The following is a 16,030-nucleotide window of genomic DNA, read 5'->3' on the forward strand; positions in this document are numbered from 1 at the left end:
TTCAATAAAATAAAAATATTTTTTATGAATTTGTGATGAAGATCACGCATTTAGATAAAATATGGTTTTATTACATTTTAATAATGCGGAGGCGGCGTTTCTTCTGCTTGGCTGGCAATATTAGAAGGTTGCATATCTTTTAATTTGCCAGCGAGATAGCGGAGTTGAAGTTGAATTTTATCCATATCAAACTGTTGTTGAACTAATGCTTGGTTGAGTTCGTCTAAAAGTTGTTCTTGAAAAGCAATTTTCATTTCAAGTTCGGCGATGCGATCTTCTAAAATTTGTTGATTTTGCATAAAATTTCTCTAATTTTTAAAAAAATGTTGTGAATTTGGTCAATCCGATTTAACCTATTCGCTATTCCGTTTCTATTATAAAGGATCAAGCAAAATGTTGAAAATTCAAAAGCTTTCTCTTGCTGCACTTATGGTAAGTGCGGTTGTTTCAGGTTCTGTTTTTGCAGAAGATAAAGAAGCGCCAAGCGCAAGTGATGCGTCTTATGCTGTAGGTGCATTAATGGGTAACCAAGTAAAAGATTTAGTGGATGCTCAAAAAGAAGTGATTCAATACGATAATGCGCGTATTTTAGATGGCTTAAAAGATGCATTAGAAGGTAAAGTTGATGTTCGTAAAGACGAAAAAATTCAACAAACCTTAGATGGTATTCAAGAGCAATTAGTGTCTGCAGCGAAAGCAAAAGTAGAACAACAAGCGAAAGCTGCAAAAGAAGAAGGCGATAAATACCGCGCTGAATTTGCGAAAAAAGACGGTGTGAAAAGCACTAAAGATGGCTTACTTTACAAAATTACTGAAGCAGGTAAAGGTGATGCGATTAAAGCAACGGATACTGTGAAAGTACATTACACCGGTAAATTACCAGATGGTAAAGTATTTGATAGCTCTGTTGAACGTGGTCAACCGGTTGAGTTTAAATTAAACCAAGTGATCAAAGGTTGGACTGAAGGTCTTCAGTTAGTGAAGAAAGGCGGTAAAATCGAATTAGTGATTCCACCTGAATTAGCTTATGGCAAACAAGGTGCAGGCGATTCAATTCCACCTGATGCAACGCTTTACTTCGACGTTGAAGTATTAGACGTTAATCCTAAAAAATAATCCTTAATTCAACCGCACTTTGTCCAAAGTGCGGTCATTTTCCCTACCAGATTTGAAAAATGATACTAACCGATAGACAACCTTTCACTGATGAAGATCGTGCTATTCTGATTTCCTATAAAGCGGTAGTTGATGGCGTGAGCGCGTTGATTGGCAAGCATTGTGAAATCGTATTGCACTCTTTGGAAGATATTGAGCATTCCGCCATTTGTATCGCCAATGGGCATAATACCAATCGCCAGGTAGGTTCCCCGATTACGGATTTAGCCCTGAAATCCTTGCGTAATATGCAAAGTGAGAGTGTGTCTAAGCCTTATTTCACGCGTGCGAAAGGCAATGTGTTGATGAAGTCCGTGACCATCGCTATTCGAAATGGCAAACAACGCATTATTGGTTTACTTTGTATCAATATTAATTTGGATGTGCCGGTCTCTCAATTTATGCAGACCTTTATGCCAACGCAGGAACAAAATGAAACCTCTTCCGTCAATTTTGCAAGTTCAGTGGAAGAATTGGTGGCACAAACGGTAGAAAAAACCATTGAAGAAGTGAATGCAGATCGCTCGGTTTCGAATAATAATAAGAACCGTCAGATTGTGATTTCACTTTACGAAAAAGGCATTTTTGATATTAAAGATGCCATCAATTTAGTGGCTGATCGCCTCGCGATTTCTCGCCACACCGTGTATTTGTATATTCGTCAAATCAAACAAGAGCAAGAGTAATGAACTATGTTCTCGCCGTGAAAAGTCCTGTTTATGGAAAAGAAGGGGCTTTTCTTGCCTATCAATTAGCCCAAGCTTTACTTGAAAAAGGGCATGTCATTAACCAAATTTTCTTTTTCCAAGACGGTGTGAGTAATGGCAATGGTTTTGTTTATCCTGCCAATGATGAATGTAATCTCACGCAAGCTTGGCAAGCCTTTTCAGCGCAGCATCATATTCCTTTGCATTTATGTGTAGCCGCTTCACAACGTCGTGGCGTAGTGGATGCACTTACGGCAAAAGATACGGATCAAACGAATCTGGCAGAAGGTTTTGAGATTACAGGCTTAGGCGAGTTTATGGCGATGGCATTAAAAGCAGATCGGGTAGTGACATTATGAAGCTAGCATTCTTATTTCGTACCGCACCGCATGGAAACGCGATTTCTCGTGAAGGTTTAGATGCTTTGCTTGCTGCAACAGCATTTTGTGATGAAGAGGAAATCGGTGTCTTTTTTATCGATGATGGTGTATTAAATCTACTCGATGGACAAAATCCTGAGTTATTGTTACAAAAAGACTTTATTCGTACCTTTAAATTATTGGATTTATACGATATTGAACAGCGCTTTGTCTGCGCCGATTCGCTCGACCAATACCATTTGCAAACAGAACAACTCATTATTTCTGCTGAAAAAATTGACCGCACTTCGCTGATCAATAAACTCAGCCAAGCAGAAAAAGTGTTTACGTTTTAAGGAATATTATGCTTTATACCTTTTCTCAAGCTCATTATTCTGAGACAGAACTTCAACGTTATTTGACAGAAATCACGGAAAATGATGCGGTGGTTTTATGGCAAGATGGCGTGTTGCTAGCGGTAAAGTATGGGGAAATGTTTACTCAATGCAAAGGACAATGTTTTGTGTTGGAGCAGGATGTTTTAGCCCGAAATTTAACCGCACTTTTGCCAGAAAACAATCAAGTGCGGTCAATTTCATTAGCAGATTTGGTGGGTTTAACTGCTCAATATTCGCCTCAAATCGCCTTATAGCGGGCGTTCTTTAGGTAACAAGAGCGGTAATACCATAACAGAATAAAGCGCCAAACCTGCGGCCATTAAGCAGGTAATTTCTAATCCTCCTGCACGTAACCATTCGCCAAATCCCATATCATTTACTAGCGTTGCATAAAAGATCCCCGCTACGACGGTATAACAAAATCCAATTAGTACCGAAATTAATGCGATAGCTTTTACGTGATAACTCGCATAACGGTGAAATGCTGCCCAAAGTGTAATGAGAAAAGTCGGTACCGCAGCCACGATAAAGACGGTAATCGCTGAAGATTGAAATCCATCGGCATCATTGTTTGCGAACATTAGGCCAATAGTGCCAATAATTTGAATAATCAACGGTAAAAGAATAAATGCTTTAAGATATTTTTTCATGAGATGTCCAATTAATAGAAAAACGGAAGCATTGTATCAATCAAATGAAAGACAACCAATCTTTTCTCTATTCGGTTTTTATTACATCCACTAATGTGGGCTGAACGATTGAGGCATAATCTTGTGTATTGAGAATAATAGAGCGTTCTAACGTACCTGCATTAAACGCTAATTCATCATAACGAGACAGTAAGCTAGGATCGGCAATTAATAACAAATTAGGATGAAAGCTAAAAGGCGGAATTGCACCAAATACACAGTCAGTTAGGGTATCTACTTCTGCAGGACTAGCAAGCGAGGCTTTCGTGCCGCCTAAATAGGCTGCAACTTTGCTTAAATCAGATTGTTGATCAGCCGGCAATATAACTAACACTGCTTGTTTTACGCCATTTCCTTTCACTTTGCATACTAGAGCTTTTGCCCCTTGCCCTAATTCTGTACCACGAATTTTAGCCACTTCTTCTGATTTTCCTGCTGTGGGGTGTTCAACGACACGATAGCGTGCTTGATGTTTATCTAAAAGTGCGGTCAATTTTTCAAATGTTTTGACAGACATGCGGGTTCCTTCAATAACGATATTTTTAATGAGTTTAACAAAGGTTGATTTATGTGAAAATCAAAGAAAAATAATTAATCTTTTGGGGCGTATTTATTATGAGATAGACAAATACCTTTACGCCCCGTACTATGTTCCTTTTTATTTGGTATCGATTATGACTCGAATTAATCTTGTTCCGCCAGCGGAGCTTTGTGATCAGCATCTTTTAGCGGAGCATCGCGAATTAACCCGCATTCCTAACGCCGTGGCGAAAGGTAAATTTCATTTGAAAGGACAGCCTACGGAATATAAATTAGGTGAAGGGCATGTGCGCTTTTTCTTTAATAAATTGGCGTTTTTAAAGAAACGGTATGATGCATTGCATGCGGAATGTAAGGCGCGAGGCTTTAACGTGCAGTATATTTGGAATGAAACGTTACCCGATGATCCAAGTTTATGGTTGGACTATGAAGCCACAGAGGCGGCGTTACAGATTAATCGGGAACGTATTCAGGAAAGAATGCCATTAAAGGCGAGATTTACACCGCATCTTCCAAAGAGCGGTCAAAAATAAAGGAGTTTTCACTTATGAAAGGCAGTGAGAATATAAAAAAGGTGAGCATCGCTCACCTTATGAATTGTTTAATCTTTCAATTTAATAAAAAATGTACCACTAGGTATGATAGGCAAATAGTTTTTATGGAAATCCATAAAGGTTTTTTGTGGGTCTATGTCTTCAAAAAGTTTTGGGTAAAGTGCTTTTGCCATAAATTGAGCGGCTGCTAGATCACTTAGTGAGCGAGAAGCCGTATGATAAATACCGTAAACACGGTGGTTTTTAACTGCAGGTAAATCTTGCCACCCTGCACGGGTTAAGAAACCTTTTAGGCGTTTTTGTGCATCCTGTTCATTGATGTTTATTCCCATCGCCATCATTTCATCGTTAGTTTCATGCCCCATTTCTGTGCCAGAAATCATAATAACTTCAGGTTGTGCGGCAAGAAGTTGTTCTGGATTAATTGGTCCCCAATTTTCGACAAAAGGCGCGCTTACGTTATCCCCGCCAACAGTTTCAGCAATAGCACCCCACATATTTTTACCAAAGGTAAAGCTATATTCACTAGGACCTTTATTGCCAAATTCTACATAGATTTTAGGTTTAGGTAGGTTAGCCTCTTTTACACGTTTTTGAATATCAGTAATGCCTTGAGCATATTCATCTGCAATTTTATTTGCTCGTTCTTCGGTACCTGCAAGTTGCCCAAAAATCTTTGCGCTTTGGGTGTGTCGTTCTACACTTTGAGCATTAAAATCGACAACAATAATTGGAACGCCAGCTTGTTCTAACTTTGGTAGTTCGGAACCAATAGTTTGATATTGCCATTCTGCAAGAATCAATACATCAGGTTTTAATGCCAAGGTTTTTTCGGTTGAGAAAGTTCCTGTATTTACATTACCAATATCAGCAATATTTTTGAGTTCAGGCATTTTTTCAGAAAACAATGCCCAACTTCCTGGATTAAATTTTTCCCAAAATTCACGTGAGATACCTTTAACATATTTAAAATTTTCAACACCCGTAACAGCAATGTAATCAGGATAGTAAAAGCCTAACACGGCATTTTTTACGGGCACATCAACGTTAACTTCTCGTCCTAATACATCTTTGATTGTTTTTATTTCTGCTTGAGTAGTGATACCAAAAGTCAGTAATAGAACGGCCAAAATTAAACGAATTGTTGATTTTTTTTGCATATAAACTCCTGTCTGAATAAAACATCAGAATATTGCCATAAATAAGAATCATTATCAAATTTAGATGTTATAAAGTGATAATACAAGAAATGCTGTTGAAGGGTAAAATAGGCATATATCTAGAAAAAACATATTTCGCATTTAAAATTGGAAGTGCGGTCAAAACTTAGTAAGTTTTCACTTCTCCTTGAGTTGGACTAAAGGAGAAGTGAATGGGGTTAAATTATTTATATTCAACCACGATATCGCTTTCGCTGACGGTATCACCATAAACTGGCAATAAGGTTTTTTCATAAGCTTGTTTTAAACGCCCATCTTTGCCTAAGGTTTGGATTTCGTTATTTAACCAATTTAACAATTCAGGTGCATCTTTGCGAACAGCTGGTGCAATAACATCTTGATCGCCAAAGTTTTTTACGCCCACGGTATAACCTGGATTTTGTTTTGCCCAAGCGAATAAGAAGGTATTGTCATTAGATAATGCATCACCACGGCCATCACGTAAGGCTTCAAAGGTTTCGGTATTTTGTTCGAATTTCAATAACTTCACATCTGGATAGTTTTTGGTGAAGAAAATATCAGCAGTAGTGCCTTTATCCACGATCAAGGTTTTGCCTTTTAATTGTTCAAGATCAGTAATGACTGAGCCATCTTTTGATACGACACCGAGTGCCACTTTCATATATGGATTCGCAAAATCTACCACTTCTTTACGAGCTGGTGTTACAGTGAAGTTGGCGAGAATGATATCAACTTTCTTAGAAAGTAAGTATTCAGCACGGTTTGCGGCATCCACTAAAACAAATTCCACTTTGTTTTCGTCACCTAATAAATCTTTACCGATCGCTTTACCAATTTCGACATCAAAGCCTTGGCTTTTACCTTGCGCATCTACATAACCAAATGGTGGTTTATCGCTAAATACACCAATGCGCACTTTGCCATCTTTTTGTATTTGCTCAAGGCTTGAAACCGTTTTTGCTCCGTCTTTAGCCGGTTCTTTATCATTACACGCGGTTAAGCCAAATGCTAATGTAGCTGTGGCGAAAAGTGCGGTCAATGTTTTAAATGTTTTCTTCATAGTTTGTCCCTCTCGGTTCATAATTTAAGATATTTAAGAATGTTTTCGCACGATCCGTGGTTGGATTCGTGAAGAAATCTTCCGGTTTTGCTTGTTCAATAATTTGCCCTTTATCCATAAACACAATGCGATTGGCTACTTGGCGGGCGAAGTTCATTTCGTGGGTAACGATGAGCATCGTCATACCGTCTTTAGCGAGGCCTAAAATTACATCAAGTACTTCACGTACCATTTCAGGGTCAAGGGCAGCGGTTACTTCATCGAACAGAATAATTTCAGGGTTCATGCATAGTGAACGCACAATAGCAATTCGCTGTTTTTGCCCACCTGATAATTCTCGCGGATAAGCATTTTTTCGGTCATATAGACCTACACGTTTAAGTAACTCATCGGCTTGTTTTTCAGCTTCTGCGCGATCGCGTTTTTGTACTTTTAAAGGGCCAAGTAAAATATTGTCAATCACTGATAAATGAGCGAATAGTTCATAACTTTGGAATACCATCCCAATGCGTTGGCGCGCTTTGACCCAAGGAATGTCTTTGCCTAATTCGCCTGCATTTTGCAGCAAAATCTGACCGCGCTTTATTTCCTCTAGCCCATTTAGGCAGCGTAAAAAAGTACTTTTACCACAACCCGATGGACCTAAAATAACGACAACTTCGCCTTTCTCTATAGAAAGATTGATGCCTTTGAGTGCTTCTACATCACCGTAATTTTTGACGAGGTTTTTAATTTCTAATAACGCCATGTGTTTTCCTAATAAAAATTAACTTTCCCAACGGGTTTCTAAATAACGGGAAAATAAGGATAGCGGGTAACAAATCACAAAATATAAACCGAAAATGACACCGTAAATCCAAAGCGCCGCCGATTGATTACTAAATAATGAATGCTCGATAATTTGTTGACCGACTTTAATCACTTCGACTACACCAATTAACATCGCCAAAGAGCTGGTTTTTACCATGCGAGTAAAGAGGTTAATAGCACTTGGTGTCACACGTTTTAAACTTTGCGGAAGTAAAATATACACAAAGGTTTGAAACGGCGTTAAACCTAAAGCGTAGGCGGATTCCACTTGATGTTTTTCAATGGAAGTTAATGCACCACGCACTAAATCGCCCATTTCTGCTGTTCCCCAGAAAATAAACACCAAAATACATACAGAAATGCCATCTAAGTGAATATCAAACCATTTTGCTAAACCGAAATAAGCGAGAAAAAGTAACGCTAATAATGGAATGATGCGTACAAATTCTAAATAAAAGCGACAAATGGCTTTGATAATGGGATTTCTGCTTGTCATGATTACGCCAAAAATCACACCTAAAATACAGGCGAAGAAGACAGAAACGAATGCAATTTCAGCCGTTACCCATAAACCGTTGAGCAAGCGTTCAATGTTGCTGCCTTGGAATAATAACTCAAGCCCCATATTTTGCTCTCCGAGTACGGCGTTCTAAGTAACTGATGAAAAGAGACATCGGTAATAGAATGATCAAATAAAACACCACTAATAAAAATAAGGCTTCATTGGTTTTGTAATCGAGCCCGATGACTTCTTTTGCGACAAACATGAGTTCAGCAACAGCAACGGCACTGATCACTGAGGTTTCTTTCATTAAGAATAAGCAATTTGCGCCAATTGCAGGTGTCGCAATCGCAAAGGCTTGTGGGAAAATGACATAGCGAAAAGCTTGATAAGGAGTTAGGCCGATACTTAAGGCTGATTCAATTTGTCCTTTTGATACCGCTTCCAAACCACCACGAAAGGCTTCTGCCATATAGCTTCCACCTAAAAATGCCAGGCCGATAATGCCGCAAGTAAAACCATCTAATTTCAGGCCAATTTTAGACAGCCCAAAATAGAGAAAAAATACTTGAATTAATAAAGGCGTATTACGAGAAAGCTCAATATAGCCTTTTACTAGCCAAGTTAATGATTTGACTTTGTAGGTGGTAATCACCGCACAAATCACACCAATCACCAGCGACAATAAAATGCCCCAAAAGGCGAGATGAAGCGTCATCAGCGTGGCATGAATAAAACGTGGTGTGACACTTAAAATATAATCCCAATTCATTTTTCATGATTTAATCGTTTGTGTGGCGATATAGTAAAAAATTTTTAATCGGTGAGAAAAGAATGGAAATTTATTACTTATAAAGAAATGTAATAAGAAGTGGGTTTTAAATAAAATAAGTGGCGGTGGGGAATGAAAAAACGGGGCTTTATTCAGCCCCGTCGTTGTTTATTTTAATCACGTTTTGCGATAAGTGCGGTTGGTTCTTCATCTGTTTTTGGTTCAGTCTGCTGTTCAGCTGGTTTGTCTTGAATAGACATGGCTGATTTTAAACTGTCCTGACGAATTTTTTCTGCAGCTTCTTTGTCACCAGCTTGTTCGAATACATAAGACGCCATCATGACATCATTTGGTTGGAGCTGGGTTGGGCAAGCAGTAACTTCTTTAAATGCTTCTGCTGCTTTAGCGAAGTCATTATTACGCACATAAAGATAGCCTAATGCACGATTGAGACAACAACGTTGGCTTTCATCCGCACGTTTTGCACGTTTTTCCACTAGTTTGAGCAGTTTGCTGTTATCTTCTGCTTGTAAACGAGTGATTTGCGTGCAAAGTTCAGGACTAATTGGGGTGTTATCACCCAATTTTTTCATGATTTCAAGCGTGAATTCATAAGCTGACTCATGATCGTTACAATCAATTAAACGCTGAATTAAAGCTGTTTTTAACTCTAAGTCATTGCGACGACGGCGTGGTTGAGCTTCCCACCATGCAAGCAGACCTTCAACGCCTTCTTCATTCATTTTTTCATCTAACAAGCCATTTTCTGTTTCTTGTTGAAGCGCTTTAAATTCTTCTGCTGAGAATAAGCCTGAACCTTCGATTAAATCTAAGATTTCATCTAAAGCTTGATAAGCTTTGGAGCGGCTATAAATTTCAGCAGCAAGTTTTAATACTTCTTTGTTGCGATCTGACATTTCAAGCAAACTGTCAACGGAACTGCGCGCAGCCGGTAATTTATTTTGTTGTAATAAAATACGGGTGCGAGCAATTTCGACAACTAGGTTATCTGAACCTGCAAGTTCAGTCGCCTCAATTAAATAACGGTTTGCGCTGAATTCATCACCGCGTTGCTGTGCAGCTTCAGCCGCTTTAATCAGATTTAATACTGGCTCTGCAGAATGTTTCGCATTTTTACCAATCAGTTTTTCTGCTTTGGCATAATCGCCTTCATTCATCTTCATCAAGCCTTCAAGGGTTTGACGCTGTGCTTTCACACGTTTACGGCGAGAGAACCAGTTATAGGTATTGCTACTTAAGCGGAAGAAACGGGTCACCAACCACTCTAACGAATAAATCACTGCAAGCGTGACCACAAAGAGAATCACTAATGTGGTGAGTGACATTTCATATACGGTGTTTGCCGTTTCAACTCTGACATAACCTTGCTGACCGGAGAGGTAAGGCCCTGCAATCAATCCGGCAAGTAAGGCGATCATTAAAAAGAGAACTCTAAACATTATCTATCCTTATTGTTGGGGTTCAGTTGCCGGTTGTGCAGCTGGTGCTTCAGCGGGTTTTTCTTCAGCTTTTGGCTCTTCCGCTTTCGCTTCAGGTGCTGGTTTTACTTCTTCTTTTCTTGGTGAATTATCAACCGCTTTTTCTGCTTCAATTTCCACTTTCTGCACATCTAAAGGTGTACGATTTAAGTACTTATCAAGCATACTTAAGCTTTGTAATTGGCTTGGCACATCCACATAGATGGATACTTCAGATAATTCATCCACTGATTTTAAGAAACTTTGAGTCACTTCAGCATTGGTATCAAAATAACTACGAATCCAAGATGCAACAGCTTCTAAAGATTGTTTATAAAGTTCGTTTTGCTGACGAGGCACTGCCATAATCGCTAATTGTAAGCGTAAACGAATGTTTTCACGCAAATAGATATCTTGGTTTGGCGCTAATAATTCTTTGCGATCCGCACCATGTTTCGGTGAAATACGAATAAAGTGATTTAGGAATGAGGTTGCACTTTTTTCTGCATTTTCCGCCCAGTCAGACAGGGAATCAGATAATTTTGTTGCATTTTGATCATCACCGAAATTCACATCTAATACCGGTAATTCATCAACCGTATTGGCTAATTGCGATAATTTTTGCATGACCGCATTTTGATCCACGCCAGCTACGGAGAGAAGTTGTTTCAGATCTTGATTGATTGCACTACGAATAGCTGCTGATTGTGAGTTATTCACTTTAGCAAGAGTTTCATCAGCGAGTTTTAAGAGTGAAACCGCTGTATCCACATCATTATCTAACACTAATTTACGCAATGCATTGTTGAGCAAGAAATCTGCTTCTGAGAATAACCAATCAGTAGGCTGTTGAGCATTAGCTTGTGCGCTCACTTTATTGATTTGTGATTGTAAGCCAACTAACTCATGTGATTTGGCATTGATTAGCTCTTCTACTTGCGCAATTTTGTTTTGCGTTGCTTTATTCGCAGACTCTAACTGAGCAAGCTGTGTAGTATCAAATTTTACTTCTTGAGCAGGTGCTGAAACCACGGTTTTATTATTGATTTGAGCTTCAAGTGCGGTCAATTTTTGTTGGAATTCATCCACCTGTTGTTGGCCAAAATAATAACCTGCACCACCCACGCCAAGTGCAATGAGAATAGCCAATAAACTTAATCCAGTACCACTTTTCTTCACAACGGTTTGTGTACGTGGCGCAACAGGCTCGCGATCTTCAGTTTGAATTTCCACTGCATCTGTTTCTTGGATTTCATCTGTCGTTTCAGGGGTTAATTTCTCTTTCGCCATATCTTTTCCTTAGTGAGAAAGGGGAGTTACTTCATTAAGTAAGGTATTAAGTAAACTTTGATTGTCCGCACCAGCGGAAACCACCACATTATGCCAACCTTGTTGTATTGCGACATCCGCAATGCGTTGACTTACCGTGACTAAACAGCAATTTTTTAGCCAATTTTGTTCATTTTCAGGCACAAATTTGATTAACGCCTGCAAAATTTCAAGGCTTGTGACCACAAGGGTTTGCACACCAGAACGAATACAAATACTGGTTTGCTCTTCGTTATTATAACTAATCGGCGTGCGTTGGTAACATTCGACTGTCTCAACAGTTGCACCGCGTAGTGTGGTCTGTTCACGTAGTAATTCTCGTCCACCGTTGCCACGTAAAATTAACAAGTTTTTATCTGTTAATTTTGCCATTTGCGGTAAATTTAATACACCTTCAGTATTTTCCGACGTGATTGGATAGCGAACAGTACATTCAGTTTGACAGGAAAAATGCTGCGCCGTTCTATGTCCAACTGTAAAGTATTGTAAATCTTGACGCCAGCTAAAGCCAATATCTTTCAGGGTTTTATCCGCAAAATCGACAGTACTTTTTGAAACCAAAAACACATAATCACCACTTTTTAGCTGATTAAGTTTCGTCGGTAATTGAGCCAACTCAGCACCCGCTTCAATAGAAAGTAAAGGCAAATGCAAGGCAACCACACCGGCTTGATTCAGCTGGTCAACTAGGGCTTTTCCTCGTTCATCCGGGCGAGTAACTAGTACGGCCATGGTGATTTCCTATGCTGAGTAAATCTTCGCCAGAATCTTATCTGCGCCCTGTGCTAGAAGTTGTTCAGCAATGGTCACGCCTAATGCTTCGGCATTTTCAACCGCACTTTTACCTTCCGCACGAATAATCGCAGAGCCATCAGTTTCTCCGACGAGTGCTCGTAAGAAAACTTCACCATCTTGCTCAATAGCATAACCACCGATTGGTACTTGGCAGCCGCCTTGTAAGCGGGTATTCATTGCACGCTCAGCTAAAACACAAGTCGTCGTGGTGGCATCTGAAAGTGGAGCAAGTAATGCTTTTACTTCTTCATCATCAACACGGCACTCAATGCCTACCGCGCCTTGTCCGGCAGCCGGTAACGACTGTTCTACTTCAATAAATGAGGCAATACGTTCCGCTAGCCCTAAACGAATTAAGCCAGCTGAGGCTAAAATAATGGCATCGTATTCGCCATTGTCTAATTTACTTAATCGGGTTCCTACATTGCCACGTAAGGAGCGGATATCAAGATCAGGGCGTAATTGTTTTAATTGGCATTGACGACGCAAGCTTGATGTTCCAACAATAGCATCTTGTGGCAATTCATCTAATGAACGGTATGTATTAGACACGAAAGCATCACGTGGATCCTCACGTTTACAGATCACACTTAAGCCTAGACCTTCAGGAAATTCCATAGGCACATCTTTCATTGAATGGACGGCAATATCAGCACGTTTTTCAAGTAAAGCGTTTTCTAACTCTTTAACAAATAAGCCTTTTCCACCAATTTTAGCTAAAGGAGAATCTAAGATTACATCACCTTTTGTCACCATCGGAACTAATTCAACAGAAAGTGTTGGGTGAAATTTTTCTAATTGATCTTTTACAAAATTCGCCTGCCAAAGCGCTAAAGGGCTTTGACGGGTCGCAATTTTTAAGGTTTTAAGTGCTGCCATAAATACCGCTGATTTTAAATAGAAATATGGCCTATGCTACCATTTTTAGGGCAAAAAGTCAGATCATTTAAATTTTTGATTTCCGACTAGGTAAGTGGTACATTAACGCCAATTATTTGGTCATAGGTAGGAAGCCTTGAAATACGATTTCACTCAAGCCCGAAAATGTATTGAAACATTAGACAAGCGTCGTTTTGATCGAGCATTATTGGGCTCAGGTGATGCATTCCGACACATCGTCTCTTTAGTGCCGCTGTTGTTGCATCTTAATCATCCTGCTCTGCCGGGTTATGTGGAAGATGCCCCAGCAGGCATTGCCGATTTTACTCTTTCCAATTATCAGCAAAATTTTCTCTCAAAAGAACATCCCGAACTTGTCGAAGACGTGCAAAGTGCGGTCAATTCTGATGCTGTTTTTGCACCGATCTTCGGTATTTATGTGATGGGGAGTTTTGGCTCCATTAGCCAAACTTCAGCTTCGGATTTGGATATTTGGATCTGCCATCAAGATGATTTATCTGAACAAGAACAGCAGCGCTTAGCGGAAAAAACGAAGAAAATTAGCCAATGGGCATCCACATATCATGTGGAAATGCATTTCTATTTGATGACACAACAACGTTTCCGTAACGAACGTTATTCCGATCCATTAACTAAAGAAAACAGTGGTTCTGCCCAATATATGTTGTTATTGGAAGAATTTTATCGTTCCGCTGTACGTCTTGCGGGTAAACCATTGTTGTGGCCTCACTTGTGGGTGGAAGATGAAAAGCAATATGAGGCCGAAGTTGCGCGTTTAGTCGCGGCTGGTGAGCTTAATCCAAATGATTGGGTAGATTTTGGTGGATTAGGACAATTCTCAGCCAGTGAATATTTTGGTGCGAGCTTATGGCAACTTTATAAAGGTATTGATTCACCTTATAAGTCGGTGATGAAAATCTTGTTGTTGGAAACCTATGCCCAAGAATACCCAAATGCCCAGTTAATTGCTCGCCAATTTAAAGAGGATTTGCTTTCTGGTCACAGCACGGCTATACATCATTTCGATCCTTATATTGCGATTTTAGAGAGAATTAGCCAATATTTGACCGCACATTCAGAATTTAAGCGTCTTGATTTTGTACGTTCTTGTTTTTACGTGAAAGCCACAGAAGACTTTGCGTTATATCACGCCTCAAACTGGCGTATTTCTTATATGAAAATGATGGCCCAAGAATGGGGTTGGTCAAAAGAACGTATTGAAGAATTAGATCTGCGTCCAAATTGGAAAATTAAACGGGTGAAAGAAAGTCACAATAATTTGGTGAATTTCTTGATGATGAGTTATCGAAATCTAGTGGATTTTGCACGCAAACATAAAATTAATTCTAGCGTGATCCCGCAAGATATTACGGTGCTTTCTCGCAAACTTTATACTGCCTTTGAAGAATTGCCGGGTAAAATTACGTTACTAAACTCACAAATTTCCTATAACTTAACAGAAGAACACCTCACATTTATCGAAGTTCTCGGCAATAAGAATTTTAAGGATGGGTGGTATATGGTGAATCAGCCACCACATCATATGATGTTCTCGAAAGAACGTGTGATTGAATACGGTGAAAGTTTAAATAAAGTCGTCGCATGGGCTTATTTTAATCGCTTGTTGACCGCTGAAACTCATTTGCACTTAATCAGTCAAAATATCGACCAACTCACTTTACGTAATTTTGTCGCCGATTTACGGTTGTTTTTCCCGCATACAAATGGTCAAGCTCCAACAAATGAGGCGCTTTCGTCCCAATGTGAAATCCGCGATCTATTTATTGCAGTGAACTTAGTTAATGACCCAACTGCCCAAGTCGAAGAACTTAAATCCAATATTTCACCAAGTGATTTATTTAGTTTTGGTCAGTTAGAACAGAGTTTGGTCGGCAGCATTGATTTCACTTACCGTAATGTGTGGAATGAAATTCGAACTTTACATTTTGAAGGGCAGAATGCGATTTTGCTTGCCTTAAAAGTGCTTTCTAATAAAATTGATCAAGGTGTGAATCAGCCCCGTTCTATACAGGTTTTCTGTTACAGTAAACACTACAACCGCACATTGCGAAACTTAGTGAGCGTACTTGTAAACCGTTGTATCAGTATTCAATTAGGCGACAGTCGCCCAACAACGCACTCCCGTTTACGTGTGGCAGGGAAAAACTGGCAATTCTTCTTTGAAGAAAAAGGGATCAGTTTGCAACCTATTGATGGTGGAAAAGAAAGTGCGGTCAATTTTGAGGACGTTTTACCGACTCAGTTGGAAGAAAAAGAAATTATTCCAGAGGCCCGTCGATATCCGCCTGAAATTGATTTGTTTGCCAGTGAAGGTTTTTTACAATTCTTCTTTGAGGATAATGCCGATAATAGCTTTAACGTTTATTTGTTAGATGAAAAGAATCGTCTCGAAATTTATCGTCAATGTGAAGGTTCAAAAGATGATAAAGTGCGTGAAGTGAATCAGATTTATCAATCACTCGGCTCGAAAGATTGTAAAAATCCGTATAAAATGGTGCAACGGAATTTTAATTATCCTCAATTTTATCAATTGCATCCGACAGAAAGTGGCATGCGTATTATGCCGTTCAAATTTAAAAGCAAAAGGACTTGCGAATAGCTCAATCAAAACAAGCATTGTTTGAGGTAAATCAAATTTATCTGCAAATTATGCATTGGAAGATAGGCAAAATCCCGATAGAATCCTTCGTTCGAAAATCTATTGAGAAATAATCTAAGGCTGTGGACGTTTTCGCCTTCAGGCGATAGAATGTTTGTCCGCTTATCTCTTGGAGAATATT

Annotated in this window: 19 protein-coding genes; 7 read left to right on the plus strand and 12 right to left on the minus strand. The window is 39.3% G+C overall.

Annotated features, from left to right (window positions below; all coding sequences use genetic code 11):
* Positions 1-77: 77 nt before the first annotated feature.
* The gene (locus INP95_RS02880; protein ID WP_005699194.1) at positions 78-299 is read right to left on the minus strand and encodes a SlyX family protein; all 222 of its coding nucleotides are present in this window, start codon (positions 297-299) and stop codon (positions 78-80) included.
* 94 nt (positions 300-393) lie between these two features.
* On the opposite strand from INP95_RS02880, the gene fkpA reads away from it, so the two are divergent.
* Genes fkpA through INP95_RS02905 form a run of 5 tightly spaced genes read left to right on the plus strand, consistent with a single transcriptional unit; the run spans position 394 to position 2,873 of the window.
* On the plus strand, positions 394-1,116 hold the full coding sequence (gene fkpA, locus INP95_RS02885; protein WP_049373724.1) for an FKBP-type peptidyl-prolyl cis-trans isomerase: 723 nt from the start codon (positions 394-396) through the stop codon (positions 1,114-1,116).
* Between the two features lie 59 nt (positions 1,117-1,175).
* Entirely contained in the window at positions 1,176-1,841 is a 666-nt protein-coding gene (locus tag INP95_RS02890; RefSeq protein WP_080971329.1) for a helix-turn-helix transcriptional regulator, read from the plus strand.
* The gene (tusD, locus tag INP95_RS02895; RefSeq protein WP_049373722.1) at positions 1,841-2,221 is read left to right on the plus strand and encodes a sulfurtransferase complex subunit TusD; all 381 of its coding nucleotides are present in this window, start codon (positions 1,841-1,843) and stop codon (positions 2,219-2,221) included. The genes INP95_RS02890 and tusD overlap by 1 nt, the downstream gene beginning before the upstream one ends.
* A complete protein-coding gene (tusC, locus tag INP95_RS02900; RefSeq protein WP_049373720.1) occupies positions 2,218-2,577 on the plus strand; it encodes a sulfurtransferase complex subunit TusC in 360 nt (119 codons plus the stop codon). The genes tusD and tusC overlap by 4 nt, the downstream gene beginning before the upstream one ends.
* An 8-nt stretch (positions 2,578-2,585) precedes the next feature.
* Positions 2,586-2,873 (plus strand): DsrH/TusB family sulfur relay protein, encoded by a 288-nt coding sequence (locus INP95_RS02905; protein WP_049373718.1) that lies wholly within the window; start codon positions 2,586-2,588, stop codon positions 2,871-2,873.
* Here INP95_RS02905 and INP95_RS02910 read toward each other — a convergent pair.
* Positions 2,868-3,269, minus strand: a complete 402-nt coding sequence (locus tag INP95_RS02910; RefSeq protein ID WP_005699125.1) for an HI_0559 family membrane protein — start codon at positions 3,267-3,269, stop codon at positions 2,868-2,870. The genes INP95_RS02905 and INP95_RS02910 overlap by 6 nt on opposite strands.
* Positions 3,270-3,336: 67 nt before the next feature.
* On the minus strand, positions 3,337-3,825 hold the full coding sequence (locus INP95_RS02915; protein ID WP_049373715.1) for a YbaK/prolyl-tRNA synthetase associated domain-containing protein: 489 nt from the start codon (positions 3,823-3,825) through the stop codon (positions 3,337-3,339).
* A gap of 157 nt (positions 3,826-3,982) precedes the next feature.
* Here INP95_RS02915 and INP95_RS02920 point away from each other — a divergent pair, with 157 nt between their 5' ends.
* Positions 3,983-4,381 (plus strand): pyrimidine dimer DNA glycosylase/endonuclease V, encoded by a 399-nt coding sequence (locus tag INP95_RS02920; protein ID WP_049373713.1) that lies wholly within the window; start codon positions 3,983-3,985, stop codon positions 4,379-4,381.
* A 68-nt stretch (positions 4,382-4,449) separates the two neighbouring features.
* On the opposite strand, the gene INP95_RS02925 is transcribed toward INP95_RS02920, so the two are convergent.
* The 9 genes from INP95_RS02925 to hemC form a co-directional block, all read right to left on the minus strand.
* The gene (locus INP95_RS02925; protein WP_049356856.1) at positions 4,450-5,562 is read right to left on the minus strand and encodes an ABC transporter substrate-binding protein; all 1,113 of its coding nucleotides are present in this window, start codon (positions 5,560-5,562) and stop codon (positions 4,450-4,452) included.
* A 223-nt stretch (positions 5,563-5,785) separates the two neighbouring features.
* Positions 5,786-6,643, minus strand: coding sequence for a cysteine ABC transporter substrate-binding protein (locus tag INP95_RS02930; protein WP_014064400.1), 858 nt, complete (start codon positions 6,641-6,643; stop codon positions 5,786-5,788).
* Complete coding sequence (locus tag INP95_RS02935; protein ID WP_049356852.1) at positions 6,627-7,391, minus strand: amino acid ABC transporter ATP-binding protein; 765 nt, start codon at positions 7,389-7,391, stop codon at positions 6,627-6,629. The genes INP95_RS02930 and INP95_RS02935 overlap by 17 nt, the downstream gene beginning before the upstream one ends.
* Before the next feature lie 18 nt (positions 7,392-7,409).
* On the minus strand, positions 7,410-8,078 hold the full coding sequence (locus INP95_RS02940) for an amino acid ABC transporter permease (protein WP_005699119.1): 669 nt from the start codon (positions 8,076-8,078) through the stop codon (positions 7,410-7,412).
* Complete coding sequence (locus INP95_RS02945; protein ID WP_049373711.1) at positions 8,068-8,727, minus strand: amino acid ABC transporter permease; 660 nt, start codon at positions 8,725-8,727, stop codon at positions 8,068-8,070. The genes INP95_RS02940 and INP95_RS02945 overlap by 11 nt, the downstream gene beginning before the upstream one ends.
* 173 nt (positions 8,728-8,900) lie before the next feature.
* On the minus strand, positions 8,901-10,187 hold the full coding sequence (locus INP95_RS02950; RefSeq protein WP_049373709.1) for a heme biosynthesis protein HemY: 1,287 nt from the start codon (positions 10,185-10,187) through the stop codon (positions 8,901-8,903).
* Positions 10,188-10,196: 9 nt separating this feature from the next.
* Positions 10,197-11,495 carry a uroporphyrinogen-III C-methyltransferase gene (locus INP95_RS02955; protein ID WP_049373708.1) on the minus strand — a complete coding sequence of 433 codons (1,299 nt, stop codon included), beginning with the start codon at positions 11,493-11,495 and terminating at the stop codon, positions 10,197-10,199.
* Between the two features lie 9 nt (positions 11,496-11,504).
* Positions 11,505-12,266, minus strand: coding sequence for a uroporphyrinogen-III synthase (locus tag INP95_RS02960; protein WP_049373706.1), 762 nt, complete (start codon positions 12,264-12,266; stop codon positions 11,505-11,507).
* 9 nt (positions 12,267-12,275) lie between these two features.
* Complete coding sequence (gene hemC / locus INP95_RS02965; RefSeq protein WP_049373705.1) at positions 12,276-13,208, minus strand: hydroxymethylbilane synthase; 933 nt, start codon at positions 13,206-13,208, stop codon at positions 12,276-12,278.
* Between the two features lie 136 nt (positions 13,209-13,344).
* Between hemC and INP95_RS02970 the strand changes: the two genes are divergently transcribed.
* Positions 13,345-15,849: a class I adenylate cyclase gene (locus tag INP95_RS02970; protein WP_049373703.1), complete on the plus strand. Its 2,505-nt coding sequence runs from the start codon at positions 13,345-13,347 to the stop codon at positions 15,847-15,849.
* The last annotated feature ends 181 nt before the right edge of the window (positions 15,850-16,030 follow it).

Source organism: Haemophilus parainfluenzae (genome assembly GCF_014931375.1).
In the GTDB taxonomy this organism is placed as follows: Bacteria; Pseudomonadota; Gammaproteobacteria; order Enterobacterales; family Pasteurellaceae; genus Haemophilus_D.

Bases quoted from the DNA above. Each gene is read 5' to 3' on its own strand.
- INP95_RS02880 (WP_005699194.1), bottom strand. From the start codon at position 299: ATGCAAAATCAACAAATTTTAGAAGATCGCATCGCCGAACTTGAAATG.
- fkpA (WP_049373724.1), top strand. From the start codon at position 394: ATGTTGAAAATTCAAAAGCTTTCTCTTGCTGCACTTATGGTAAGTGCG.
- INP95_RS02890 (WP_080971329.1), top strand. From the start codon at position 1,176: ATGATACTAACCGATAGACAACCTTTCACTGATGAAGATCGTGCTATT.
- tusD (WP_049373722.1), top strand. From the start codon at position 1,841: ATGAACTATGTTCTCGCCGTGAAAAGTCCTGTTTATGGAAAAGAAGGG.
- tusC (WP_049373720.1), top strand. From the start codon at position 2,218: ATGAAGCTAGCATTCTTATTTCGTACCGCACCGCATGGAAACGCGATT.
- INP95_RS02905 (WP_049373718.1), top strand. From the start codon at position 2,586: ATGCTTTATACCTTTTCTCAAGCTCATTATTCTGAGACAGAACTTCAA.
- INP95_RS02910 (WP_005699125.1), bottom strand. From the start codon at position 3,269: ATGAAAAAATATCTTAAAGCATTTATTCTTTTACCGTTGATTATTCAA.
- INP95_RS02915 (WP_049373715.1), bottom strand. From the start codon at position 3,825: ATGTCTGTCAAAACATTTGAAAAATTGACCGCACTTTTAGATAAACAT.
- INP95_RS02920 (WP_049373713.1), top strand. From the start codon at position 3,983: ATGACTCGAATTAATCTTGTTCCGCCAGCGGAGCTTTGTGATCAGCAT.
- INP95_RS02925 (WP_049356856.1), bottom strand. From the start codon at position 5,562: ATGCAAAAAAAATCAACAATTCGTTTAATTTTGGCCGTTCTATTACTG.
- INP95_RS02930 (WP_014064400.1), bottom strand. From the start codon at position 6,643: ATGAAGAAAACATTTAAAACATTGACCGCACTTTTCGCCACAGCTACA.
- INP95_RS02935 (WP_049356852.1), bottom strand. From the start codon at position 7,391: ATGGCGTTATTAGAAATTAAAAACCTCGTCAAAAATTACGGTGATGTA.
- INP95_RS02940 (WP_005699119.1), bottom strand. From the start codon at position 8,078: ATGGGGCTTGAGTTATTATTCCAAGGCAGCAACATTGAACGCTTGCTC.
- INP95_RS02945 (WP_049373711.1), bottom strand. From the start codon at position 8,727: ATGAATTGGGATTATATTTTAAGTGTCACACCACGTTTTATTCATGCC.
- INP95_RS02950 (WP_049373709.1), bottom strand. From the start codon at position 10,187: ATGTTTAGAGTTCTCTTTTTAATGATCGCCTTACTTGCCGGATTGATT.
- INP95_RS02955 (WP_049373708.1), bottom strand. From the start codon at position 11,495: ATGGCGAAAGAGAAATTAACCCCTGAAACGACAGATGAAATCCAAGAA.
- INP95_RS02960 (WP_049373706.1), bottom strand. From the start codon at position 12,266: ATGGCCGTACTAGTTACTCGCCCGGATGAACGAGGAAAAGCCCTAGTT.
- hemC (WP_049373705.1), bottom strand. From the start codon at position 13,208: ATGGCAGCACTTAAAACCTTAAAAATTGCGACCCGTCAAAGCCCTTTA.